This is a genomic window from Candidatus Flexicrinis affinis, from assembly GCA_016716525.1.
Lineage (GTDB): Bacteria > Chloroflexota > Anaerolineae > Aggregatilineales > Phototrophicaceae > Flexicrinis > Flexicrinis affinis.
This window is the reverse complement of record JADJWE010000009.1, coordinates 59736-84455: the sequence shown is the minus strand read 5'-3', so window position 1 is coordinate 84455 and position 24720 is coordinate 59736. Positions and strand designations below refer to the sequence as shown.

Here is a 24720-nt window from a genome sequence, read left to right as displayed (position 1 = left end):
CGAGTGATGAGTCTCGTATCGGCGAGCGGCGTCACGTGAGCAGCGCGTATTCCCGCAATCCTGCACGCGGGCGACCTGGCAGGTCGCCCCTACAAGATTGAGTGCCTCAAACCCGATCAATCCGATCGAAATCTATGCCCGGCGACGAGGTAACAGGTCTTCTCATCACTTAGGACTCATCACTCATCACTTTGTGCATCGTGGAGGACTCCATGCCGGCTAAACACGCGCCCAAACCCACCTCCGACCTGCCCAAGACAGGTGCGCCGGCGGCCCGCGCGCTGGAAAGCGTCGGGATCACCTGCCTTGAGCAGTTGACGCAGCACACCGAGAAGGATCTGCTCACGCTGCACGGCATGGGACCAAAGGCGATGCGCATCTTGCGTGAGGCGTTGGCCGACCGCGGCCTGACGTTCAAGCCCTAGCGACTACTTCACCTGCCGCAGCTCGATCGAGTTGCCGTCGGGGTCGTGGATCCCCCACCCGATTGCAGTCGTGTCATCTTCATAGCGTTCGCCGTACGGCCCACCGCCGTGCGCGGACGCCCGCGCCACGACCGCCGCAACGTCCTCCACCGTGAACCGCATCTGAATCCGGTTCTTCTCGGCCTTGATCTGCACGATCTCATTCGGGCAAAACATAAGCGCAAGTCCGGCGAGGGTGCCCGCGTAGAACGGTGTGCCGTGGATCGGTTTAAGGTCGGCGTCGAACGCGGCGTTGTAGAAGGCGACCATCGCCTCGGTGTGGGTGGTCGCGATGGTGAACTTATCGAGGATCATGGCACATCTCCTGCCGCGCTTCGGGTTACGATAATAGTACATGCGTTCTAGTGTTCACGCAAACCGGGCGGCGGACAGGAACGCAACGCCGGTCAACTCGGCCCCTTCCCGACTATGCTGCCGACAGCCGACTGGCCGGATGTCAGAGATCATAACAGCCATAGCCCGGTCGTACTTATGTCCTAGTTGACATAGAATCTTGGGGGGGGTAAACTCATTATTGTCAGTTCCAGATTCAGGAAAATATCAGGATATGTTCAGGACTCTACGTCTTCCTATGGTAGCGCTCGTACTAGTCGCACTTGCATCGTCGACACTTGCCTTGAGTAACGCCACGCGTCAGTTCGTTAAGGAGGGCAAAGTTCGGGGAGTCATCGGTACGATCACAATGACAAACCCCAACTTAGATGCAGGCGGTTCTGGATTAGGTGTCTTCAATCGTGTGGCTGTAACCCCGCAGATTACAGCCGGCAGCGCGCCAGCCAATGCATTCTTGGAGATTGGATGGGTCTATGATCGATACTACGGCCCAGCTTCTTACTCACTCGTTTATTCATACAAGTTCACAACAAGCAGCGTTGTAACAGTCCATGTGGGTAATATCGTGCAGCAGACATCTGATTTTTCCGTTCTCTGGGATTACGGAGCCGGCGGAGGAAGATGGACCATGTTCTTCAATGGATATCCACAAGTAAGCTTTACCTCGGTTCAGACAGGTTTTGATATTGCAAATGCAGCCGTTGCGGGAAGCGAGGCTCTGATTGGCGTTGAATCGCTGAATTATCCGTGGTTTTCCAATCTTTAGTGGGTGAAATTGAAGAGTGACGGAAGTCTTGTTACGAAATTGTGGAACTCCAGCTCTGAGCGCCTATATCAGGACGGTTACGTCTGTCAGGTTGCGTCGGCCACTGCCCCGGTTAGCTACTATTGCTATCACCTCGGTCTAGGATAGTGAGGATCGGAAAACACACTATGCTTACGTCAACTCGTCTCAGGATTCTGGCGACCATGTTCCTACCTGTCTTGATGATAGTGGTGATGTTCCTGGTCAGTCATCAGGCGTCAACCAAAGAGTGGACAGACGCCGACCTGCTCGCCGAAGCCCGTCGCGTGGCACACTTCTGGGGGATGAAAGGCGAACCCACCCGGGAGTTTTCGGCTCGAATCACAACCTACGCTTACCGCCAGATGCACGGCATGATCGACGCGCTGCCGACTGTGGGCGAGACGTTCGTGTACCGGGTGTGGGGCAATCTTGAAGACGTCAGGCTGTATGGCGGCGATGGCAATTACGGTCCATTCGTCGCGCTCGAAATCGGGATCGACGCCGCCAGCGGCATGCCGACAACGTCAGTGGGCTATCTGGACGAGAGCCACATCCGGGACATCGAGGTCGCCCGCCGCGCGACGCCGGTCAACCTCGGCCCCTTCCCGACCATGCTGCCGACCGCGGATGCGGCAGACGAGGGCAGCGAGGAGTGACTCACGGACAACGCGATCGCCCCGGCGCGCCGCCCCTACACCGCCACGGGTTGAAACCCGAGGCTAACAAGATCAAAGCCCACTGAAGGGGCTGAGCCAAGCAGCGTATGTACAGCTTACGCCAGCATGAATGCTCGTCACGGTGAAATTTCCGGTTGTTTGGCGAGCGCTGTGCAGCCAACCCCTTTAGCGGGTTTCGGGCCGATCAGCCGGGCGTTTCAACGCTCGGCGGAAGTGGGCGAGCCGTCGGCTCGCCCATACACCGGCCCGACATCTGAATCCTGAATCCTGATCGCTTTCCCTGTGCATGGTATACTTCCGGCCATGCCTAGATCGACGCTCGTCCCCGCCCTGATCGCCCTACTGCTGCTCGCCGCGTGCGTCCCGTCACCGGAGCCGGCGCGCCGCGCGATTACCCCGTTCCCGACCGCCACCATCGGTCGCGTCGTGTACGGCGATCTGCTGCCCAGCGGCGTCTCGCTGATCGGCCAGCCCGACCTCAGCGCCCCGTCGACGGTCGTCGCCATCGCCCCGCCCGCCACCGCCACACCCGACTTCTCCGCCTGTCCGGCCGCCAATGCCGAGGTCGCGCTCGAAGACTCCCCGCCCGCCAACGCCACCGTGCTGATCGAGGAGATCACGCGTTATCTGAACCTCGGCGGCGACGCCGAAACACTGATCGACGTGCTGAAGGACGATTGGGATGTCACACCGAACGACGCCATCGCCCGCGCCGACATCGACTATACCGGTGAAGGTCGCCCCGACGTGCTTGTGCCGTACGTGTCGCCAGACGGCGAAGCGGGCGTCGCGGTGTTCGGCTGCCGTGCCGGCACCGTCGAAGTGTTGTTCGAGGCCGTCTCGGATACCGATCAAGCGCCGACTGTGCTGGCCTTCCTCGACGTCAACCGCGACCGCCGCAACGACCTGCTGCTGGCGATCCCGTCCTGCCCCACCGCCGAGACCTGTGAATACCGCACCCAGCTCGTGACGTTCTCGCCGGTGCGCTCGCGATTTGTCGACCTGCTGCCACCCAACGTCACCAGCACCGATCCGGCGCAGGTGCTCGACTTCGACAATGACGAGGTCAGCGAGATCGTCGTACGGCTGACGTCGCGCGGCACGGCCGAGACCGGGCCGCTGCGCACCGGCACCAACATCTACGACTGGAACGGCAGCCAATACGTGCTAAGCATCGTGGAACTTGAGCCGCCGCGCTTCAAGATTCAGGTGCTGCACGAAGGCGACCGCGCACTCCTACGCGGGGACTACGCCGCCGCCGAGACCATCTACCGCGGCGCCATCGACAACACCGACCTCCGCTTCTGGTTCAACGACGAGCCCGACCTGCTGCAGAGCTACGCGCTGTACCGGTTGCTGCAAGCACAAGTCGTGCAGGCCAGCCCGCTGCAAACCACGACCTTTCAGGAAATTCAGCGCATTTACGACGATCCGGAACGCACGCCGGTCTACGCGCAGATGGCCCGCACGTTCCTTGAGACGTTCCAAAGCACGGCCAATGTCAGTAGCGCCTGCGAAGCGGTCGGGACTATAATCGAGACCGCGCCGGAAGCCTTGGCGCAGCTCAATCGCTATGGAAGCCGCAGTCCGTCGTATACGGCGCAGGATCTTTGCCCGTTCTAACTCCCCACAGGCAGTAAGGAAATCGAACACAATGTCAGAACTGCTCACCTACTTCACGGGTCAGAAGCAGGCGATGGTCGATCAATTGACCGCGCTGGTCAACTTCGAGACCCCAACCACCGACAAGGCGTCGGTCGATGCGCTCGGCGAACACATGCGCCAGCAGTTCGAGGCACTCGGCGCGTCCTCGATCACCCGCATCCCGCAGACCGCCGTCGGTGACTTTCTGCTCGCGAAGTGGAACGAGGACGCCCCCGGCAAGCCGCTGATGTTCCTGATCCACATCGACACGGTGTGGCCGTTGGGCACGCTGGCCGAACGCCCGGTCACCATCGACGCCGATGGCAAGCTGTTCGGTCCCGGTGCCATTGACATGAAAGGCGGCATCACGATCGTCCTGACCGCCATCCGCGGCCTGCGTGAGCTCGGCCAGTTCCCCAACCGCCCGGTATGGGTGCTGATGACCAGCGATGAAGAGGTCGGCAGCATCTACTCGATCCCCGTCCTGCGCGAGACGGCCAAAGACTGTGGCCTCGTGATGGTCATGGAACCGGCCACGCAGGAAGGCGCGCTCAAGACGTGGCGCAAGGGCCTCGCGACCTTCCGCGTGCACGTCGAAGGCCGCGCCGCTCATGCTGGCAATCAGCCTGAGAAGGGCATCAATGCCATCGTCGAGTTGGCTCAGCAGATCGACAAGATCAATCAGCTCAACGACCTCAAGAACGGTACGTCCGTCAGCGTCACGATGATCGACGGCGGCAGCGCCGGCAACGTCATCCCGGCAAAGGCCAGCGCGTACATCGACACCCGCGTGATGACCCTGCGCGCGCTGGCGACGATCAAGGACAGCCTGAGCAATCTGCATCCGCATATCCCCGGCGCGAAGGTGTGGCTTGAGGAGATTCACAGCCGCGAGCCGATGGAGCACAACGCCCAGATGGAGCGCTCGTTCGCCCAGTGCAAGGCGATCGGCGAGAAGCTCGGCCTGACCGTGCGTGAAGATGGCAGCGGGGGCGGCAGCGACGGCAACATCACGGCGGCGATGGGCGTCCCGACGCTCGACGGCCTCGGCCCGCAAGGCGATGGCCTGCACGCGCTGCACGAACACGTCGTGATCAACAGCCTGCCGCAGCGCGCCGCGCTCGTCGCCGGTATGCTGAAGGAGTGGGTTAGCGAGTAGCTCGCATAACCCGACGCCAGCCCGATCGGCGCCGCACCACGTCCGGTTACCCGAAGGGAAGGTGGCTGTGAACGTTACATTTCGACCCGGGACGACAAACGACTCATACGCAATGTTCGGCGTGTTTCGCGCCGCGGTCGTGGATCTGCAGCGCCGCATCGGTATGGAAGTCGCCGCGAACGCATTCGACCCGGCCGAGGTCGATGCGGCATGGCAGCGTTACCGCCCGCTGTTCCAGCACCTCGCCGAGCACAACGAGCACTTCTGGGTCGCCGAGAACGCCGGCCAGATCGTCGGCTATGCCCGCTCGATCCTGCGCGGGACCGTGCGCGAACTGACCGAGTTCTTCGTGCATCCGGGCAACCAGTCGGCCGGGGTGGGCCGTGAACTGCTGGCGCTGGCATTTCCAGCCGAGGGCGCGACCAACCGCTTCATCGTCGCCACGTCGGACACGCGCGCGTTGGGCCGCTACATGAAATCCGGCGTGCGTCCGCAGTTTACGATCTTCGGGATGTATCGGGAACCTGTGACGGTCGAGCCCCCCGACCCTGACGTAAGCGTCACGCCTCTGACCGGGTCGGCGCAGGACATCGCGTTCGTCGCGGAGGTCGACTCCAAGCTGCTTGGCTTCCGACGCGACCCCGAGCAGGCGTGGCTGACGGCAAACCGGCAGGGCTTCGCCTACTGGCGCGGCGGCGCACCGGTCGGCTATGGCTACGTGTCCCAGCGCAGCGGGCCGTTCGCCGCACTGGATTCCCACGACCTGCCGGCCATCCTCGCCCACGCCGAGTCGCACGCCGCGTCGCTCGGCATCGAGGAGTTCGGGATCGATGTCCCGGCTGTCAATCATTCGGCGCTCGGCTATCTCATCGGGCGCGGCTACCATATCGACCCGTTCTACACGTTCTTCCTCAGCGACACGCCGTTCGGCGCGTTCGAGCAGTATTTGCTGACTGTACCGCCGTTCTTCGTGTAAGCGCACGGCCCGGAAAGGCGGCCAACGACGATGACGACCATAGTTCGGCAGGGCACGCCGGCGGACTCCTACGCGGCCTATGCCGTGTTCCTCGCGTCGATCACCGACCTTTCGCGCCGCAGCGGCAGCGCGCCCAATGCGCCGGTCATCGACGCACAGGCCGTCGCCGACCAGTGGCCGCGCTATCGCGCCATCTTCGACCACCTTGCCGCGCACTGCGAACACTTCTGGATCGCAGAAGAAGACGGCGAGGCGATCGGTTATGCACGCTCGATCCTGCGCGGATCGGTGCGCGAACTGACCGAGCTGTTCGTCCTGCCCGGCCGACAGGCGGGCGGTATCGGGCGTGAACTTCTGGCGCGGGCATTCCCGTCAGACGGTGCAACCAATCGCTGCATCCTCGCGACGATGGACTCGCGGGCGTTGGTGCGTTACCTCAAGACCGGCGTCTCGGCGCAGTTGTCGGTCCACGCATACACACGCCGTCCTGAGGTCGTGCCGCTGCCGCCGGTTGGCCTGAGCATCATGCCGCTGACCGATTCGCCGGAGCTGCTGGAGCAGCTCGGCATGGTGGATGAGACCGTGCTGGGTTTCCGGCGCGATCCCGAACACGGCTTGTTTCTGCGAAGTCGCACCGGCTTCGCGGCCGTGCGCGACGATACAATTATCGGCTACGGCTATGTCGGCGAGCGCAGCGGGCCGTTTGCAGCATTGAGCGCCGCTGACTTGCCGGCAGTTCTCGCCCACGCCGAAACGCTCGCCGCACAGCACGGCCATGAGTCGCTCACCGTGCGCGTGCCGATGTCGAACCGCGTGGCGATTCAGTACCTGCTTGGGCGCGGGTTCGAAATCGACAAGTCGTTCGGCCTGCTGTTGAGCGACCACCGCTTCGGACAGTTTGACCGGTACTGCATCACTAATCCGGCATTCGTGCTTTAGGCGCCCGTGCGGGTTGGCGCCGCACAGCGCGGTACAATACCCGCCATTAGCGCGACCTACGCCAACGGAGGAAACCGGTGAGCGAGCAGAAATTCGTACAGACAAATGGTATCAAACTGGCGTACATCGATCACGGCGGCGACGGAGAGCCGCTGATCCTCATGCACGGCTTATCCGCCAACTGCCACCACTTCGACGGTCTGATCGCCGCGGGCCTCACACAACACGCGCGGGTGCTGGCCGTCGACCTGCGCGGGCGTGGCCTGAGCGATAAGCCTTCCGGCGCCGTGTACAGCCCCGAAGATCACGCTCGCGACATCGTCGGCATGATGGACGCGCTCGGCCTCGAACGCGCCAACATCGGCGGGCACAGTTACGGCGGGCTGATGACGATTTACCTCGGCGCGAACTATCCCGAGCGGGTCAAGAAGATGGTGATCCTCGACGCAGGCGTGATGCACCCGGCTGTGAAAGACTTGATCGCGCCGGCGCTCAAGCGGCTCGGTCAGCCGGTCGCCAGCTTCGACGCCTACCTCGCCGCCATGAAGCAGATCCCGGCATATCATCAGGGCATCTGGAACGACCACATCGTCGCCTACTACCGCGCCGATGTCGAAGACCTGCCGAACGGTCAAGTGCTGCCGCGCAGCCGGCCCGAGGTCATCGGCGCCGCCGTCGACCAGATCCTCGAAGTCGACTGGAACGCGACCATGCCACGTGCGACCCATCCCGCAATTCTCATTCACGGCACGGAAGGCGTCGGCCCTGCGCCCACACCGCCGGTGCTGACTGACGACGGCGCGCAGCAAACGTTGTCGATGCTGCCCAACTGCCAGTACGTGCGTGTCGCCGGCAATCACTACACGATGCTGTACGAGAGCGCCGGCGCGCAGGCCGTCGCGGCGATCGGGGCGTTTTTGGCAGGATAGTTCTCAGGTATCAGGAGTCAGTTGTCAGAATGCGGACTTCAGGTACCAGACGTCAGTAGGGGCGAGCCGCTGGCTCGCCCTTGTGATCCGCGCACCCCACTCCCCTCATCCCCGGCCCCTCTCCCCTTGAGGGAGAGGGGAGACAAGCACACTCGCGGCAAGCAAAGACCCCTCTCCGTGCGGAAAGGGGTTTGGGGTGAGGTGCATTGGACACGGCAGTGCCGTGGCCCTACGAATCTGGCCGTGTTTTAGCCTGACGACTGACTTCTGACCGCTGACGTCTTCTCCTACAGGTTAATCATGTGCCCTTCGAGGCCGTGCGCCGCTTCCTTGATCGCCTCACTGAGGGTCGGATGCGCGTGCACGTTGCGCGCGATCTCGTCCGGCGTCAGTTCGGCATAGCGCGCCAGCGTGAGCTCCGGCAGCAGTTCGGTCACATCCGGGCCGACCATGTGCCCGCCGAGCAGCTCGCCGTACTTCTTGTCGCTGATCAGCTTGACGAACCCGGTCGACTCGCCGAGGCCGAGCGCCTTGCCGTTGGCTTGGAACGGGAACTTGGCGACGTTGATCTCGAAGCCGGCCTCTTTGGCTTCCTTCTCGGTATAACCGAAGCTGGCGACCTGCGGCTGGCAGTACGTCGCACGCGGCAGCATCTTGTATTCGAGCGGCTTAGGGCTGTGCCCGGCGATCGCCTCGGCCGCGATGATGCCCATCGCCTCCGCCACGTGCGCCAGCATCAGCTTGGCGGTGACGTCGCCGATGGCGAAGATGTGCGAGACGTTTGTGCGCATGTGATCGTCGATGGCAATTGCACCGCGCTCGGTCAGCTTGACGCCGGTCTTGTCGAGGCCGTAGCCCTCGGTGCGCGGCGCAAACCCGATCGCGACCAACACCTTCTCGGCCTCGATCTCGCTCGTCTTGCCGTCCTTCGTCGCCTTGACTGTGACCTTCACGCCGTTTTTGGTCTCCTCGACCTTCTCGACGCCGTGGCCGGTCATCAGCTTGACGCCCAGCTTCTTGTACGCCTTCTCCAGCTCGCGGCTGACCTCGTCGTCCTCCAGCGGCAGCGCGCGGTCGAGGTATTCGACCACCGTCACGTCGACGCCGTAGTTCTTCATCACGTAAGCGAACTCGATGCCGATGGCGCCCGCGCCGACGATCACGATCGACTTGGGCAGGTTGTCGGTCATGATCTGCTCTTCGTAGGTCACGACCTTGTCGGTGACCTTCAGGCCCGGCAGCAGGCGGGTGGTCGCGCCGGTGGCGATGATGATGTTCTTACCGTGCACGGTCTGCGTCTTGCCGTCGTTCAGCTCGACCGACAGCGTGTGCGGGTCGGTGAACGTCGCCCAGCCGTCGAACGTCTCGATCTTGTTCTTCTTCATCAGGAACTTGACGCCCTTGGTCAGCCGGTCGCTGACCTCGCGGCTGCGCTTGTACGCCGCCTCGAAGTCGAACGACACCGTGCCGTCGACCTTGATGCCGAACTGCTCGGTCTGATGCGTGAAAATGTGCGCCAGTTCGGCGTTGCGCAGCAGGGCTTTGCTGGGGATACAGCCGACGTTCAAGCACACGCCGCCCCAGTATTTCTTCTCGATGATGGCCGTCTTCAGGCCAAGCTGGGCGGCGCGGATCGCGGCCACGTAGCCGCCGGGGCCAGCGCCCAGCACGACGACATCGTACTCGTTCGCCATATCTCGGGACTCCTATAAATGGTGGGATCTCGGCATATTGTAACAGACGCGCCGTACGGGGGAGAGGTTACGTGGGCGAAGGCAATCAGCTATACTGTGATCAGGTTAACGGGTATCGAACATGGCCGAAATCAACACTCTCATCGTCACGCTGGATGAACAGCAGAGCGCCCAACTCGAACAGATGGCATCCGAGCATGGATTGACGTCGAGTGAGCTCGCAGCTCGCGTTCTTGATGCCTACCTCAAAGGCAGCGATGACGTCAGTTCGGAGTTCATTGACGCCGTGCACAAGGCAATCGAGAAGCATCAGCCACTCCTGAATCGACTCGCTGAGAGCTAATGCGATACGTTTCCGTCGGAGAGGTCACTGCGATCAATGCAGCGATCCTTGCAGGTACGGCACGGGTTAGGGACGTCAACATGCTCGAGTCTGCCGTGATGCGACCGCGGGCAAGTGCTTTCGGCTCTGATGCGTATCCGACGGTCGTTGACAAGGGTGCGGCCCTGTTTCACTCGTTAATCCTCAATCATCCCTTCGTAGATGGCAACAAGCGTACTGCCGTTATTACGCTTGTCGTGTTCCTGAATCTCAATGGCCTTGCCGAAGCTTGGGAAGAAGACGATGCGTACGACTTCACGATCAGCGTTGCGCGTGGTGAACGCACGGTAGCCGATGTGCGCGATTGGATCGCGGCTCGGGTTAGGGCGCGAGAATAAGCCAGCTCATGCCGAACCTTACTCGGCGAAACACGTTCACAGTACCCGCGTCCCGGTGAGTTGGCGGCCGGACCAGAATCGCATATCCTGTAACTACCGCTGGTTAACAGGAGACGGCCCATGCTCGCCCGCGCCGCCCGTGTCGGGATCCTCGCAGCCCTCCTATTCCTCAGCACCATGACATCCACGCAGGCGCAGCCTGCCCCACGCACGCCGATCCCGGGCGACAACGCCAACGATGCCGTCCACGTTAAGCTCAACGGTCGCGCGACCATCACCGGAGTCGAAGACGCCACGCTCGAAGGCTCGCTGATCGAAGACACGACCTGCGACCCGTCCGACTTTTCGAAGAACAGCGTGTGGTTCACGTTCACGATGCCATACAGCGGGACGGTGACCATCGACACCAGCGGGACGTTCTTCAACACCGGAGTCTACTGGGTCAACTACAACGTCCTTGTCACGCTGTACCGGCTTGACGTCCCGCTGCCAAATCACATCATGTGCGACAACGACATTTGGCCCGTGCTCAGCGAAGTTCCGCTGACAGCGGCGACTTACCGCGTTCGCATCGCCAGCATGAACCCGCAGACGGTGCTCGCACCGTCGCAAGCCCGCGTGAGCATCCGGGTCAATTCGTTCACCAATATGCTCGACGACTTCAGCTTCGAGACGAACGCGCTCGGATCGCCGTGGAAGCGCAAAGGCGACACGAATCCGCCGAAAATTGTACGAACGTGCGTCGGTACGTGCGATGTCGAGTTCCGGGGAATTGCCGGCGGCAAGCTGCTGCAAAAGGTGTCGCTCCCGCTCGACCATCTCAAGATCAAGCCCGGCGACCTGCTCCGGATGTCGGGAAGCTTCAACAGCACGCCGGTGTCCGGTTCGAACGTGAAGCTGGCGATCAAGATCACCTATAACGACGGCACGCCGGCCACCAAGGTCAGCACCACGAAGCAGTTCACGAACACGACGTCAAACACGTGGTCGACGATCGGCGTGTTCTACGCCGAGTTCGCCAGTAAGAACGTCAAGAAGGTGATCGCGAGCGTGCAAAGCCCGACAGCGGCGGACATCTTCCATGTCGACTACCTCCTGCTCGCCATGTACGCCGGCGGCATTGCCCGCGGCGACCCGGCGCTGCTGTCTGTCCCTGCCGCCGGCGGGTGGTGAGGGCGCGGGAGACCGGCGTAGCTGTGCCCACCCACCCCCCCCCCCCCCCCCCCCCCCCCCCCCCCCCCCCCCCCGCCCCCCCCCCCCCCCCCCCCCCCCCCCCCCCCCCCCCCCCCCCCCCCCCCCCCCCCCCCCCCCCCCCCCCCCCCCCCGCCCCCCCCCCCCCCCCCCCCCCCCCCCCCCCCCCCCCCCCTTTCCCCCCCCCCCCCCCCCCCCCCCCCCCCCCCCCCCCCCCCCCCCCCCCCCCCCCCCCCCCCCCCCCCCCCCCCCCCCCCCCCCCCCCCCCCCCCCCCGCCCCCCCCCCCCCCCCCCCCCCCCCCCCTCCCTTTTCCCCCCCCCCCCCCCCCCCCCCCCCCCCCCCCCCACCCCCCCCCCCCCCCCCCCCCCCCCCCCGCCCCCCGCCGGGCGCAGCAACTCAGGCGATCCGCTATACTAGACATGTCCACATGGCGAGGATGACCCCGCATGTTTGAGCAGGTCACCGCCCTCACGGCCGAGGCGTTTGAGAAGCTGGCCCTTGAGGATCAAGACAACAAGATACTCGAGTTCATCGGCGGGGAGATTCACGTCGTGCCATCGAACGCCTATGCCTCGAAAATCGCCGTGATGATTGCCACGCTAATCAACGTCCACGTGATGCAGAACGACATCGCCCACGTCACCGGCGCAGACGGCGGCTACCGGGTGTTCGGGGAACGCTACGCGCCGGATGTCGGCGTGGTCCTCAAGTCGCGCCAGACCGAGCTGGACGGCGAGGGCTACAATCGGCTGCCGCCTGATCTGGCCGTGGAGGTCGAGCATCCGGTGACGACCGCCTCCGCCGAGCGCCTTACCGTGAAGGTTGCCAATTATCTGTCCGCGGGGACGACCGTGTGGGTGATCTATCCGGAGCGCAAGGCGGCGGTCATCTACGCCCCCGGGCGGGCCGTGCGCGTGCTGCACATTGACGACTCACTCGACGGCGGCGACGTTCTCCCCGGCCTGAGCATCCCGCTGCGCACGGTGTTCGGCGGGTAGCTTGCGGGGTGCGGCGCGTGCCGCCGCCCGAGGCTCAAGCCCCGCGCTAGTCCGCAGACCCGCTGAAGCGGGTTTCAACGCGCGCGAGTTAGTTGCGTCATATCAGCCAATACTTTATAGTATCTTGTAACCATTTCATTACCATGCGGAGTATGCGATGCAGCCAATGATCTTCGCAGTAGGTTTACAGTTGGCGCTGCTGGTGTTTGTTATTTTGGGTGGAATCTTGAGCCGTGGTAGTGATCTCAATTGGCTTGGGATCGCATTGGCGCTCTTGGTCGGAGCTCTCTTCACCGCAGGGCTGGCCATCATGCTTGACCGTATCATCAAGCTACAGACGGCAATCGTCAAATTGCTTCAGGCCCAGAATCGTGAAACTACGCGGGCCGCGCCAGCACAAAAACGGTCTCTACAACGTTAGGAGTACGGGAAATTGGTCAGAGAGCGTAGCTAACACAGCTTTCAGTCTGATCCCAAATTCCTGCGCACGCGAGTCGTCTATTTGTCAAATGGGGGCATTCTTGGTCACACACAATGAGATGATCCATCAGTTTTTCATTGACGGAGAACAGTCCGATGGATTCCATTCAGAGGAAGTACTGCAGAAGATCATTGCCTACCTGCAAACCTCGTCACAGCGTGGCGGTCCTCTCGATCCGCGTCCTGAGTATGAAGATGAGACTCGGGCGGAGGAATTGGTCAGACTTTACGGAGCTACCGCCATGAGGTTCCTAGAGATAGGGATGCCATTCACGGGTACTGAATTACTCCTAAACGGCTGGGACTATCTCAATGGACTCCAGCTTCAGGAAAAAGTGAAGACATACAAAGCGGGACTGACTATTTGGTTTTCCATGCTCTACGAGAAACTGAATGACCAAGGAGCGATGTTCTACTGGTCAATTCTCACCCACGGCGATGACTATCTTGTAGGTCATCGTGTCGGTGAAGGCATGCAGAGGGTTCGCAACAGGCTCGGAATGAGTGCACAGGCACTTGAGCAGTTCAACCACCTGATTGAGCCTATGCATGGCCGAGCGCGCAAACATGACTCTTGGGCGCTTTCTTCCGGCTTTCCTGAAGACGCAATCGTGAAGTTCGCGATAACGCACCCTGAGCATTCTCATCTATTCGCCCTACCGACATCGCTGTTGGAGTTTCCGGTTAATCAAGCATACCTGCGCGCGCTCCTAGCAAACACTGATGCTCATCACAAAACCACTACAGCCATCGGGAATGCGCTCGAAACGCTGGCAGCATATCTCGTTATGCTAATGCCGGGTCTGACTCCGCGAAGAAACGTGCGTAGTGAGACACAAGATGGGGAGCATGACCTAGTAGTTCACAACAGTCACTTGTCACCTACAGTCGACACAGAGACGTTTGGTCGGAGCTTCCTAATTGAGTGCAAGAATTGGTCGACGCCGATCGGGGTAAGTGAAGTCGGCTACTTTCTGTATCGGATGCGCTTGAGTCACACCAAATTTGGTGCCATTTTCTCGCGCAACGGCATTACCGGACAAGATAAGGATCGAGCTGCAGATAGCCTGATTCGACGCGCCTACCATGAAGACAACGCGATATGTGTGGTCGTGACTCAGCAACATCTCGAGCAGATTGCTAAGAGAGAAAATTCACTGCGGTCAATACTACTGGAAGGTGCTAGAGCAATTCAGTTCGGCAGGTCAAAGAATTGATAACTAGTATGTCCGCTCCCAAAATGTGATCACAAAGGTCAACTCTACTCGTTCCACCCCAAAACACACCACCCCCGGCCGATCCGACCGGGGGTGGTGTGACTACCAGTAATCAGGGCTGCGCGGGGGCGCAGGGTGCTTACATCTCGTCCGCGGCCGGGACCAGGACCGCGTCGATCACATGGATCACGCCGTTGGTCGCGTACACGTCGGTGGCGATGACGTTGACCGTCTCGTTGATCGTGACGGCGCCGCCGTTCACACCGATCTCGAGCAGGCCGCCCGGCAGCAGCGTGGCGATGCTGAAGCCGCTGGTCATCGTCTCGGCATCGCCGCCCATGGCCTCGGCCGTGGCGACGATGTCACCGGCGACGAAGGTGCCCGGCACGACATGGTAAGCCAGAACCGTGTTCAGCAGGTCGGTGTTGGCCAGAACTTCTTCGGCCGTGGCGCCCAGCGCCTCAAGCAGCGCGCCGAAGGCGGCATCGGTCGGAGCGAAGACGGTGTACGGCCCGCCGTTGATCAGCGTGTCGAGGATGCTCGGGTCGGCGGCCAGAACGGCGGCCAGCAGCACGGTGAATTCAGGCGCTTCGGCGCTCGAGGCGGCGACCACGGTCTCGGCGATCGAGGCGGTCGGCTCTTCCATCATCTCGCCCATGTCGTCGCCCATCATGTCGTCCATGTTCGGGACAAGCACGGCGTCGATCACGTGCACGATACCGTTGCTGGCCGCGATGTCGGTGGCGACGATGGTCGCCTCGTTGACGAACGCGCCGTCATCGGTGACCGACACGAGCAGACCCTGATGGGCAAGGAACGTGCCAAGGATCGCGCCGTCAGCGGCGACAACGGCCTCCGCGTTGAAGACACCCGGGACCACATGGTAGGCCAGGACCGAGTTCAGCAGGTCGGCGTTGCCCAGCACGTCCTCAGCGGACATGTCGAGCGCCTCGAGCAGCGCGCCGAAGGCGGCATCGGTCGGGGCGAAGACGGTCACGCCGGCATCCGGGTTCGACAGCGTCTCAAGGAAGGCGGGGTCAGCAGCGGCAACCGCGGCCAACAGAACGGTGAACTCCGGGGTCTCCGCTTCGGTGCTGGCGACGACAATGTCGGCGATGGTGGGGAGTTCGGCGTCCTGAGCGAATACGGGGACGGCGAACAGGGCGAGGACGAGCACTACGATCAACTTGCGCATACTGTGAATCTCCATGCTTTGACTGTACCGATAAACACATGTGCTCTCTGCACACTGGGCCTAAGCATGGATGGAATTGTTTAATCCCAAACGAATTATGGATGAGCCACTGTCGAGTTATTGCGTAGTGCCAACTAAGCGAATGGGGAATTCGCGTTAACGTTGGCCGTCCTGCTCCGGTCGCATGCACACCGACGCAGCGCGTTCCGCCTACGGCTCGCCGCGCAGCGCGCGCTGGATCTGCGCCAGATGCACGTCGCAGTGGGCCGCGTAGCGATACGCCACGTTCTCGACCGTCACGATGCCCCAGTCCGGATGACTGCCGGTCTGCATCCACTGCGCATCGGCGAGCGACTCCAGCAGCGCCACGAAGCGCGCGTGCAGCCCGCGCAGGATCAGCAGCGACGGCGCGATCGGCAGCCTCGAATCGGCCATCTCGGCCCACGCCTCCTGATCGTAGACCGGCAGCGGCGCCGGGTTCGGCTCGCTCAGCGGCTTGCGAAAGCGAAAGTTGGCGCTCATGTGGCTGTCGGCCAGATGATGCACGATTTGCCGCGTCGACCACTCGCCGGGGGCGTGCCGGTCGAGGTCGGCGTCGCTCAACGGCGTGACCAACGACTCCAGTTCGTCAGGGAAACTGCGCAGGCGCTCCATTGCAGATGTACGGTCGGTGTAGGCCGCCATGGCGTGCTCCTTGTGCGTGGTCAACCGGTCTCCAGTATGATATGTAGACGCACGACTTCGCACGTTTCTCACGTGATCCTGACAGGTTTGCGATGACTCTGGCAGCGCGAATTCCATACACCCGGTCGCAGTTGACGGCGGACATCCGCGCGCTCGGCGTCGCCCCCGGCGACATCGTCATGCTGCACGCCGGCTATAAAGCCATCGGCCCGGTCATGGGCGGCCCCAACGAGGTCGTCCACGCCCTGCTTGACGCGCTGACCCCGTCCGGCACGGTGATGATGTACGTCGGCTGGAACGACATCCCCGACTTTCTGCACGAACTTCCCGAGGCAACGCAGGCGGCGTACCGCGCGCATCACCCGCCGTTCGAGCCTCTGACCGCGCGTGCTGTCCGCGATCACGGCGTGCTGGCCGAATGCGTGAGGACGTGGCCGGGCGCGCGTCGCAGCATGAACCCTGAGGCGTCGGTGTGCGCGGTCGGTGCGCGCGCCGCGTGGATCACCGGCGATCATCCGCTGAACTACGGTTATGGGGCCGGATCGCCGTTTGCCAAACTGGTCGAGGCCGGCGGGCGCGTGCTGCTGCTCGGCGCGCCGCTCGACACGATCACGCTGTTGCACCATGCCGAAAATCGCGCCCGGATGCGCCGCAAACGCGTTGTCCGCTATGCCGTGCCGCTTCTTCGTGACGGGCGCACGGTATGGGTCGAAGTCGAGGACTTCGACACCGGCGACCCGCACGACACGTACACGCTTGAACAGATCGCGCGGGCGCATTTGGCGGCGGGCGGTGGCCGGCAGGGTCGCGTCGGCAGTGCGCAATCGTACCTGTTCGACGCCGCGGACCTCGTTTCGTTCGCAGTGGATTGGCTCGAGCTGCGGTTCGGGGAGTGAGAACTACGCCACTTATGCTTTCCCGGATGATGCCAGTCTGACACTCGGAATGTCGGTGGGTTGGAGCGGTCGAATCGCACTCAAAGCGACCGGATATACACCGATCGTCGCGCCTGTTGCGCTGAAGACTTCAATCAACGCATACTCGTGGTCCGGGTTCAGATCGACCACAGTAGCAATATCGCCTGCCCTGATATCGAACTCGTCTAGGTCGTCGGTCACGACTACGACATCGTACTCGTTTATCATACTCGTCCTCCAACCTACCTTGCAGGATAGGCCGTGATAAGTCTGGGTCTATCGCTGCCCTAGGCGAGTTCCCATACTGATAATACGTTTGTGGGAGCCCCACTCGGAACCGTGATAGGTCCCGCAATCGCGTAAAGTATGCCAACGGGCGTGTTGCGAGTTCCTTCGACCGTACCGTTGAGCGCGTGCTCTAGCAGCGCATCAATCAGTACCTGCAATTGTGCCACAGAAAACCCGCGACGATGCCAGAATTCGGCCTTTCCACCATTCTGCGGGTGATCGCCATTGAGGAGGTACAGTTCAAGTTTGCGACGTTCCACTACAGCCCGATCCGCATATGGAAGCCTCACAACATCACCATGTTGTCGCGGTGGATGATCGTGTCGCCGTAGGTATAGCCGAGGATTTCGATGATCCGGTGCGACTTCACCCCGCACAACTGGCGCAGGTCTTCGGCTTTGTAGTTGCTCAACCCATGCGCGATCTTCTCGCCATCCGGCCCGATAATCGTGACCGTCTCGCCCCGGTCGAACGTCCCGATTGCGCGCGTCACGCCGACGGGCAGCAAGCTCGCCTTGCGCTCGACCAGCACGCGCTTGGCCCCGGCGTCGACGCACACCGACCCGTGCGGCTTGTCGGTCAACAGCCAACGCTTGCGGCTCTGCAAGTCGACCTCGTTGGGGTGGAAGCGCGTCCCGATCTTCTCGCCGCTGATGATGCGCGCCAGCACGTCCGGCTCGGTGCCGGAGGCGACGATCGTCGTCACGCCGGCACGGGTAGCGGTATGTGCCGCCTCGATCTTGGTGACCATACCGCCCGTGCCAAGCCTCGAGGCGGTGCCGCCGGCCAGCGCGTAAACCGAGTCGTCGATTCGTTCGACATCGCGCAGCAGGTGGGCGTTCGGGTCGCGGCGCGGGTCGGCGGTGAATAGGCCGGACTGATCGGTCAGCATCACCAGCAGGTCGGCCTCGAGCGAGCTGGCGATCATCGCCGCCAGATTGTCGTTGTCGCCGACGCGGAATTCCTTCGTAGCGATCGTGTCGTTCTCGTTGATGATCGGGATGATCCGCCGGCCGATCAGTTCGACAATCGTGTCGCGCGCGTTCAGGTAGCGCGTCCGGTTGGTCAGGTCGTCGCGGGTAAGCAAGATTTGCGCCACGACGATCTCGTAGATCTCGAACAACTGGCTGTAGTAGTGCATCAGACGGCTTTGGCCCACTGCGCTGAGCATCTGCTTGGCCGGCACCGAACGATCAAGCGTCGGAAAACCCAAGCGTTCGCGGCCCGCGGCCTGCGCGCCGGACGTCACCAGAATGATCTCGATACCGTGGGCGTGGATGCGCGCGATCTGCTGGACCAGCTCGAGCATGCGCGGACGCTGCAGCGCGGGCGTTCCGCCGGTGAGGCTGCTGGTGCCGATCTTGACGACGAGACGCGTGGTCGTGCGGGCCATGATGATCCAAAGATGTACTGCGTGGCAATCAAGTCGCATGATTCTACGGGGTATGGGGCCGAGCGTGTAGGGGACGTTTGCCGGATGCTCAACGGGCGCTGCGCTGTCGCAATATGGTACGCGAGTCATACCTTCCTTGACGTGAGTCGCTCATCACACAATGCACAAGGCCGCCGTTGAGGGAACATGGGTTCTTAATCATTAAGATAACATTGGCCAACAAGTACTCATTTCGCGGCCGATTCTCGGGTTCTTCGCCTGAAAAGTTGAGTATGGCGTGAGCAATGCGATGGCGATGTCAGGGTTCTTTCACAACTCAATCTTCATGGTCGATTCCGATGTACATTGAGGCAGTGCTAAAGTACGAGATGGCTATCGTGAAGCCCCCGACCTTGTCCACGCGTCCGGTTACCCTGAGCGCACAGCCCAAGACCAAGAGTTTCTATACGGCGCTGCGCGACTTCGACGTGATGCTTCACGGCGTGTTGGCGGCATCGCCGCGCCAGATCCTGGCACAGGCGAAGGACGTGATGCGCAAGTTCGACGCCATCATCGAGGCCTGCGACGAATATGAAGGCGAGAAGGCGGCCTACTTCCGTCGGCTCAAGCTGCACGCCCAGAACATTAAGACCAACGCCATCGGGACGATGCTGCAAGCGGTCGAAAACGCCTCGCAGTACAGCACCGCCCGCCCGCGTTTGATGTCCCTGCTGGGGTCGTTCGACTGGCACACGGTCGATCAAGCGCATGAAGACGATGTTCGCTGGGTCATGCCCGCCGATGCCAATCGCATGATCGCCGCATACCGACTGGATCAACTACTCAACGCCGGTCTGGTCGAGCCGACGCTCTACGCGATCAGCACCGCCGACATCGCCAACTCGCTGGTCGGAATCGTGCAAAAGCCGGTGCGCACCCGCAACGATGGTTTCGACTCGCTTCTCTCGCTCGATGACAGCCCGCTGGCGACCCAAGTCCGCCAACTGCGCCGCGAAAATCAACATCTGCTGCTCGATACCCTGCTTATGCCGGCGGATGCCGTCCGCGATCTGCCGCCTTATGCCGATGGCGCGTTCGGCTTCAAGCTACTGGCGGTCGACGGTGAAATGCTGACGCTGGCCATGGGCGACGTGCTCGGTACCGAGGCTCTGGGCATCCTGAGCCAACAGCTCATCGAAATGCACGCGCATCTTCTGCACCTCGAACTGGATGGGCAGCTCTATAACCTCGCCCAGTGGAAGAACATCGCCCAGCACGCATAGCCACGCTGCCCTACCCGCATGGCACACGACACGCAGGGTCGAAGCTGATCCTGCGTTTTCTATTCATGCGCTGCAACGCGATGCCGGTGTTTCGCGTAAAATTGAGAAGTCCGATGCACACCGAGGCCGTTCCATGCCGGAAATCACCGACACCGTCAACACGTACAAACTGTGGTCGCCTGAGGTCCGCCGCAATCCTCAGCCTGTCTATAAGCTCATGCGCAAAAACGACCCGATTTACGCTGGGATCGGCCCAGTCTCTGGGCGCACGTTCTGGTTCTTCACGCGCTATCACGACGTACAGGCCGCGCTAAAAGACCCGCGTTTCGGTAAGGACGTGACGAAGCTCCCGCCCGATTTGAGGCAGCAGCACGTCGGCACGAACGATCCGGACCCCGTCTTCGATGCCGTCAGCCGACACATGCTGAACCTCGACCCGCCCGACCACACCCGCTTGCGCGCGCTGGTGCACAAGGCGTTCACGCGCAAAATGATCACCGACCTCAAGCCGCGCATCCGTGAGATCGCTGACGACCTCCTCGACACGATGACGCAATCGCGCGAAGCCAACCTGATCGACGCCTTTGCGTTCCCGCTACCGATCACCGTCATTGCTGAAATGCTTGGCATCCCCGCTGCCGACCGCGACAAGTTCCGCATGTGGACGACCAACCTGCTGTTCGGCACCAGCGAAGACGACGCCCGAAACTCCGCGCTGGAATTCGGCGTGTACATGAACGCGTTGATCGACGAACGCCGCGACAACCCGCGCGCCGATATCCTCAGCAACCTCGTCCATGCCGAAGAAGAAGGCGACCGCCTCGACCGCATGGAGCTGCTGTCGATGCTGTTCCTGCTGCTGGTGGCCGACCACGAGACGACCGTCAACCTGATCGGCAACGGCACGCTTGCGCTGCTGACTCATCCCGATCAATTCGACCTGCTCAAGGCCAACCCCGAGTTGATGCCAAGCGCCATCGAGGAAATGCTGCGCTTCAACGGCCCGCTCGAAACGCCCACCGAACGCTACGCATTGGAAGACGTCGACTGGGACGGGCATTACATCAAGGCCGGCGACATGATTGTGCCGGCGCTGATGGCCGCCAACCACGACCCGGCAGTGTTCCCCGACCCGGAGCGCTTCGACATCACGCGCAGTCCAAATCCGCACGTCGCCTTCGGGTTTGGCATCCACTTCTGTCTCGGCGCGCCGCTAGCACGGCTTGAAGGTGCGATCGCCCTTGACGCCTTGACTCGGCGCGTCCCGACGCTTCGACTCAACGCCGACGTCGATACATTAGCGTGGACGGACAACCTGCTGATTCACGGTTTGCGCGCCTTGCCAGTGGCTTGGTAAGCACTCTGATCAGCACCTGATGAGACACTTAGCGCATAGTACGCCAATACGGGGTACACTGACTGGTGTCACCATCACATTTCACGTCATCATCCATGCACCAATCCGGCATGCAGCTTTCATTCGTCAACAGCCCGTTGTTCGCGCGCACGACTGATCTCGTGGCGATTCTGGTTGATGGCATAATCGTTGCGGCCAACCCGGCAATGACGTCCGTCGTGCCGGGCATCATCGGTCAACGAATCGACAATCTGATCCACGACGAAGACTGGGAACAGCTCTTTGCTCGCCTAAGCAACGCGCCAAGCGGCGGACCGATGATGGGCAGGCTAGCGACGCGTCCCAGCGTCGCGTTGTCGTGGGCTTGGTTCGACGATGGCGAGGGCCACACGGTCATCTCCGGGCGCGAGCTGCTGCCGCGTGAAGAGTACGACCGAAGCGCCACCCGCGAGACGGTCCTGCGCGAGAAGGCCGAGCTGGAGACACGCGTCGCACAGGCCGAGGACTTCCTCGACTCGCTGGTCAACGCAATGCCGGACTTCATCTTCGTGGTCGATCGCAGCACGGCCATCACCTACTGCAACGACGAGTTCGCCAAGATCATCGGCTATACTCGGCGTGAGGAGGTCGAAGATCGCTTGATCGACGACGTGATGGCGCCAGATTTGGCGGCCTACTTCAAGTCGCAGGTGCAGCACGTGTTCGCCAGCGGCGAGCCGCTGCATCTGGTTGAAACGCTCGACATGCCCGGCGGCCGTATCCACACCGACACCTACAAGATTCCGCTGATCGGGTCGGACGGCGAGGTCATCGCGCTGGTCGGTTCATCGCGCGACATCACCGAGTTGATCGACACGCGCACCGCGCTGGCCGATCGCACCGCCGAGCTCGAGCGCATCAACCACGCCCTGCGCGAGGCGGAGCTCGAAGCCGAGAGCGCGCTTGAGAAGGAGCGCGAACTCCATCACGTCAAGAACCGATTCCTGTGGGTCGTCGCGCACGAGTTCCGTACACCGTTGACGGTGATCTCGCTGTCGATCGACCTGCTCGACAGCTACTTCGACATCATGACGCCCGACAAACGGCAGGATCAGATCGTACGCATGCGAAGCCAGCTCAAGCGGCTTGGCGCGCTGATCGACGAGATCGGGTACATCCATCGGCTGCAAACGGGCGGGTTCACCCTACGTGTCACGCCGGTCGACTTGCCGCGATTCCTGCGGGCCATCGCCAATGAAACCGAGCTGGTACGCGGCGAAGCAGGCCGCGTCGTCATCACATCCACGCCCAATAAAATCACCGCCGCACTGGATGAAACGCTCATGCAGCAGGTGTTTTCGAACCTGATCTCCAATGCCCTCAAATACTCCGGCAAGTACACGCAGGTGAACGTCCGCGTTGCGGTGAATGGCTCGAAGATTCTCGTCGCCGTCGAGGACAGCGGCATGGGGATCGGCGAAGACGAGCTTGAACAGGTCTTCCAGCCGTTCTTCCGCGGCGCCGAAACCAGCGGAATTCCGGGCACGGGCCTCGGCCTGACAATCGTCAAGCAGTCGGTGGAGGCCCACGGCGGTGCGATTCGTATTGCCAGCACGGTCGGCAAAGGCACCACCGTCACGGTCGAATTGCCATTGGTCGTCGCGCTGGAACAGATCGTCGTCTAGGCGCTTACGGACGCCACCGGCACGAAGCGCGAATTGCGCACGGTGAACGGCGTGTCGATCCCGCTGAGGACGATCGACTCGATCGCGTCAGTGATTCCGGTCACTTCCGCATGCACGATCCCGCCTGCGCAGTCGAACGCCACCGTTCGCGCTCCGGCCTTCACCGGCTCACCAAACACGGCATGCAGCCGGGCCATCGTGCTCGCCGACCCGACGCGCATGTTCACGCCGCGCAGGCCGCGCGCGCCGTTCATGTGCGTCAGCGCGGTCAGGTCGTCGTCCGGCACGCGCCGTTCGCGCGGTGTCACGTCCTGAATGATGAACGGAAGCTGTAATTCCTCGACCCACGCGATGCGCCACTGCATCCACACGCCGTCAGGTCGCACCCGCCCGCCGTCCAGCGGCGGGTTGACCGACGCGCCGCGCATGCGAATCTTCTCGGCGTCGGCGTCAAGGTCGTCGCTGGACAAGCACAAGCCGACAGGCCCTTCGCCGTGCTCCAGCAAGAAGGTCAAATCCGTGCTACCCTCCGGGGTGGGTGCGCCGGTGCGGGCGATCAGTTCGAGATACGCGCCGTCCGACAACAGTACAAGCGCATTGTGGGTGGTGCCGGCGCTGTGGACGCCCCCCGGCGAGACGGTAAAGCCAGCCGCTTCGAAATCGCGCGAGGCTTCGGCGAGATCCGAAACGGCAAGGATGATATGATCGAACTTCAACATACGCGAACCTATTTGGTGATGGCCGGCCCGGCCACGCCGCCGCGAAAACTGAGGACGTTTCAATGACGAGTATCATACTTGACGACATCACGCTATTCCATGACGTAAGCGGGGACGGCGAGCCTGTCGTGCTGCTGCATGCCGGCATCTGCGACCACCGCATGTGGGACCCGCAGTGGCCGACGCTGACGGAGAAGTATCGCGCCGTGCGCCTTGATCTACCCGGCTGCGGACAGTCGACCCTACCGCCGCATGCGTTCGCCTACCACGACATCGTGCTGCGGCTCATGGATCATCTGGCGATAGATCGGGCCGTGCTGATCGGCGCGTCGTTCGGCGGGAGTGTCGCGCTGGATGTCGCGCTGGCGGCGCCTGACCGCGTGCGCGGGCTGATCCTCGCCGCGCCGGCGGTGGGAGGCGCCATAACGGGGTGGGAGGTCGACGCGTTCGGCGATCAAGAAGACGCGCTGATCGACAGCGGCGATCTGGATGCGGCGGCACAGCTCAATGTCGACTTTTGGCTCGTCGGCCAACACCGCGCGGCGAAGGACGTTAACCCGGCACTGCGGCAGGCGGTATTCACGATGCAGCGGGGTTCGTTCGACGTTCCCGTGCCCGAAGGTTGCCGGTCGATCAAGCTCGACCCGCCGGCCACCACCCGCCTGCGCGAAATCATGGCGCCAACGCTGGTGATCGGCGGGCTGCTCGACACGCCCAGCTTCGTGGATCTGGCGCGGCGCGCCGCGCACGAAATCCCCAACGCGCAGCTGTGGGAACGCCCGAACACCGCGCATCTACCGACCTACGAAGACCCCGATCCCGCGACGGTGAGAATTCTGGAAGCGTTGTCGCAGTTCACGGGAACGCCCGGGCCTTATTACAGTGATTAACATTTCTTAACACATATCACTTGCGCGCCAAACGAAATGGGAGTAACCTGATCGTGCGCTTCGGGTGATTCGGGGTGTTGTGGCCCCAGCTCGAGCGATGCTCGCCCCGCTTAGAAGTACC

Annotated in this window: 27 protein-coding genes; 19 read left to right on the top strand and 8 right to left on the bottom strand. The window is 62.2% G+C overall.

Annotated elements, in window-relative coordinates; genetic code table 11:
* Positions 1 to 212: 212 nt before the first annotated feature.
* Positions 213 to 425 carry a DNA-binding protein gene (locus tag IPM16_19545; protein MBK9125298.1) on the top strand — a complete coding sequence of 71 codons (213 nt, stop codon included), beginning with the start codon at positions 213 to 215 and terminating at the stop codon, positions 423 to 425.
* Between the two features lie 3 nt (positions 426 to 428).
* Here IPM16_19545 and IPM16_19540 read toward each other — a convergent pair whose 3' ends face one another.
* A complete protein-coding gene (locus IPM16_19540; protein MBK9125297.1) occupies positions 429 to 779 on the bottom strand; it encodes a VOC family protein in 351 nt (116 codons plus the stop codon).
* A gap of 277 nt (positions 780 to 1056) precedes the next feature.
* Between IPM16_19540 and IPM16_19535 the strand changes: the two genes are divergently transcribed.
* From IPM16_19535 to IPM16_19505, 7 genes are all read left to right on the top strand, one after another.
* Positions 1057 to 1584: a hypothetical protein gene (locus IPM16_19535; protein MBK9125296.1), complete on the top strand. Its 528-nt coding sequence runs from the start codon at positions 1057 to 1059 to the stop codon at positions 1582 to 1584.
* Positions 1585 to 1787: 203 nt separating this feature from the next.
* Complete coding sequence (locus IPM16_19530; GenBank protein ID MBK9125295.1) at positions 1788 to 2261, top strand: hypothetical protein; 474 nt, start codon at positions 1788 to 1790, stop codon at positions 2259 to 2261.
* Between the two features lie 324 nt (positions 2262 to 2585).
* Positions 2586 to 3905, top strand: a complete 1320-nt coding sequence (locus IPM16_19525; GenBank protein ID MBK9125294.1) for a hypothetical protein — start codon at positions 2586 to 2588, stop codon at positions 3903 to 3905.
* A gap of 31 nt (positions 3906 to 3936) precedes the next feature.
* Complete coding sequence (locus tag IPM16_19520) at positions 3937 to 5085, top strand: M20 family metallopeptidase (GenBank protein ID MBK9125293.1); 1149 nt, start codon at positions 3937 to 3939, stop codon at positions 5083 to 5085.
* Positions 5086 to 5152: 67 nt separating this feature from the next.
* The gene (locus IPM16_19515) at positions 5153 to 6061 is read left to right on the top strand and encodes a GNAT family N-acetyltransferase (protein ID MBK9125292.1); all 909 of its coding nucleotides are present in this window, start codon (positions 5153 to 5155) and stop codon (positions 6059 to 6061) included.
* A gap of 30 nt (positions 6062 to 6091) precedes the next feature.
* Positions 6092 to 7000, top strand: a complete 909-nt coding sequence (locus IPM16_19510; protein MBK9125291.1) for a GNAT family N-acetyltransferase — start codon at positions 6092 to 6094, stop codon at positions 6998 to 7000.
* 161 nt (positions 7001 to 7161) lie between these two features.
* The gene (locus IPM16_19505) at positions 7162 to 7929 is read left to right on the top strand and encodes an alpha/beta hydrolase (GenBank protein ID MBK9125290.1); all 768 of its coding nucleotides are present in this window, start codon (positions 7162 to 7164) and stop codon (positions 7927 to 7929) included.
* 287 nt (positions 7930 to 8216) lie between these two features.
* Here the strand turns inward: IPM16_19505 and lpdA are convergent, their stop codons facing one another.
* Positions 8217 to 9623 carry a dihydrolipoyl dehydrogenase gene (lpdA, locus tag IPM16_19500; protein MBK9125289.1) on the bottom strand — a complete coding sequence of 469 codons (1407 nt, stop codon included), beginning with the start codon at positions 9621 to 9623 and terminating at the stop codon, positions 8217 to 8219.
* Between the two features lie 121 nt (positions 9624 to 9744).
* Between lpdA and IPM16_19495 the strand changes: the two genes are divergently transcribed.
* The 6 genes from IPM16_19495 (at position 9745) to IPM16_19470 (ending at position 14230) form a co-directional block, all read left to right on the top strand.
* The gene (locus tag IPM16_19495) at positions 9745 to 9966 is read left to right on the top strand and encodes a hypothetical protein (protein MBK9125288.1); all 222 of its coding nucleotides are present in this window, start codon (positions 9745 to 9747) and stop codon (positions 9964 to 9966) included.
* The gene (locus IPM16_19490) at positions 9966 to 10343 is read left to right on the top strand and encodes a type II toxin-antitoxin system death-on-curing family toxin (GenBank protein MBK9125287.1); all 378 of its coding nucleotides are present in this window, start codon (positions 9966 to 9968) and stop codon (positions 10341 to 10343) included. The genes IPM16_19495 and IPM16_19490 overlap by 1 nt, the downstream gene beginning before the upstream one ends.
* A gap of 120 nt (positions 10344 to 10463) precedes the next feature.
* Positions 10464 to 11516: a hypothetical protein gene (locus tag IPM16_19485; GenBank protein ID MBK9125286.1), complete on the top strand. Its 1053-nt coding sequence runs from the start codon at positions 10464 to 10466 to the stop codon at positions 11514 to 11516.
* Between the two features lie 465 nt (positions 11517 to 11981).
* Complete coding sequence (locus IPM16_19480) at positions 11982 to 12533, top strand: Uma2 family endonuclease (protein ID MBK9125285.1); 552 nt, start codon at positions 11982 to 11984, stop codon at positions 12531 to 12533.
* Positions 12534 to 12690: 157 nt separating this feature from the next.
* A complete protein-coding gene (locus tag IPM16_19475) occupies positions 12691 to 12954 on the top strand; it encodes a hypothetical protein (GenBank protein MBK9125284.1) in 264 nt (87 codons plus the stop codon).
* A 100-nt stretch (positions 12955 to 13054) separates the two neighbouring features.
* Complete coding sequence (locus IPM16_19470; protein MBK9125283.1) at positions 13055 to 14230, top strand: hypothetical protein; 1176 nt, start codon at positions 13055 to 13057, stop codon at positions 14228 to 14230.
* Positions 14231 to 14369: 139 nt separating this feature from the next.
* Here the strand turns inward: IPM16_19470 and IPM16_19465 are convergent, their stop codons facing one another.
* A complete protein-coding gene (locus tag IPM16_19465) occupies positions 14370 to 15425 on the bottom strand; it encodes a fasciclin domain-containing protein (protein MBK9125282.1) in 1056 nt (351 codons plus the stop codon).
* A gap of 210 nt (positions 15426 to 15635) precedes the next feature.
* Positions 15636 to 16109 (bottom strand): DinB family protein, encoded by a 474-nt coding sequence (locus IPM16_19460; protein ID MBK9125281.1) that lies wholly within the window; start codon positions 16107 to 16109, stop codon positions 15636 to 15638.
* Between the two features lie 92 nt (positions 16110 to 16201).
* Between IPM16_19460 and aac(3) the strand changes: the two genes are divergently transcribed.
* Entirely contained in the window at positions 16202 to 17005 is an 804-nt protein-coding gene (aac(3), locus tag IPM16_19455; GenBank protein ID MBK9125280.1) for an aminoglycoside 3-N-acetyltransferase, read from the top strand.
* A 12-nt stretch (positions 17006 to 17017) separates the two neighbouring features.
* Here aac(3) and IPM16_19450 read toward each other — a convergent pair whose 3' ends face one another.
* Genes IPM16_19450 through proB form a run of 3 tightly spaced genes read right to left on the bottom strand, consistent with a single transcriptional unit; the run spans position 17018 to position 18707 of the window.
* Complete coding sequence (locus tag IPM16_19450) at positions 17018 to 17254, bottom strand: DUF4926 domain-containing protein (protein ID MBK9125279.1); 237 nt, start codon at positions 17252 to 17254, stop codon at positions 17018 to 17020.
* Between the two features lie 59 nt (positions 17255 to 17313).
* On the bottom strand, positions 17314 to 17574 hold the full coding sequence (locus IPM16_19445) for a hypothetical protein (protein MBK9125278.1): 261 nt from the start codon (positions 17572 to 17574) through the stop codon (positions 17314 to 17316).
* A gap of 26 nt (positions 17575 to 17600) precedes the next feature.
* The gene (proB, locus tag IPM16_19440) at positions 17601 to 18707 is read right to left on the bottom strand and encodes a glutamate 5-kinase (protein ID MBK9125277.1); all 1107 of its coding nucleotides are present in this window, start codon (positions 18705 to 18707) and stop codon (positions 17601 to 17603) included.
* Positions 18708 to 19045: 338 nt separating this feature from the next.
* Here proB and IPM16_19435 point away from each other — a divergent pair, with 338 nt between their 5' ends.
* From IPM16_19435 to IPM16_19425, 3 genes are all read left to right on the top strand, one after another.
* Entirely contained in the window at positions 19046 to 19969 is a 924-nt protein-coding gene (locus tag IPM16_19435; protein MBK9125276.1) for a hypothetical protein, read from the top strand.
* Positions 19970 to 20102: 133 nt separating this feature from the next.
* Positions 20103 to 21326, top strand: a complete 1224-nt coding sequence (locus tag IPM16_19430) for a cytochrome P450 (GenBank protein MBK9125275.1) — start codon at positions 20103 to 20105, stop codon at positions 21324 to 21326.
* A gap of 110 nt (positions 21327 to 21436) precedes the next feature.
* Entirely contained in the window at positions 21437 to 22990 is a 1554-nt protein-coding gene (locus tag IPM16_19425) for a PAS domain-containing protein (GenBank protein ID MBK9125274.1), read from the top strand.
* Here the strand turns inward: IPM16_19425 and IPM16_19420 are convergent.
* Positions 22987 to 23709 carry a VOC family protein gene (locus IPM16_19420; protein ID MBK9125273.1) on the bottom strand — a complete coding sequence of 241 codons (723 nt, stop codon included), beginning with the start codon at positions 23707 to 23709 and terminating at the stop codon, positions 22987 to 22989. The genes IPM16_19425 and IPM16_19420 overlap by 4 nt on opposite strands.
* Positions 23710 to 23771: 62 nt before the next feature.
* Here IPM16_19420 and IPM16_19415 point away from each other — a divergent pair, with 62 nt between their 5' ends.
* Entirely contained in the window at positions 23772 to 24599 is an 828-nt protein-coding gene (locus tag IPM16_19415) for an alpha/beta hydrolase (GenBank protein ID MBK9125272.1), read from the top strand.
* Positions 24600 to 24720 lie beyond the last annotated feature (121 nt).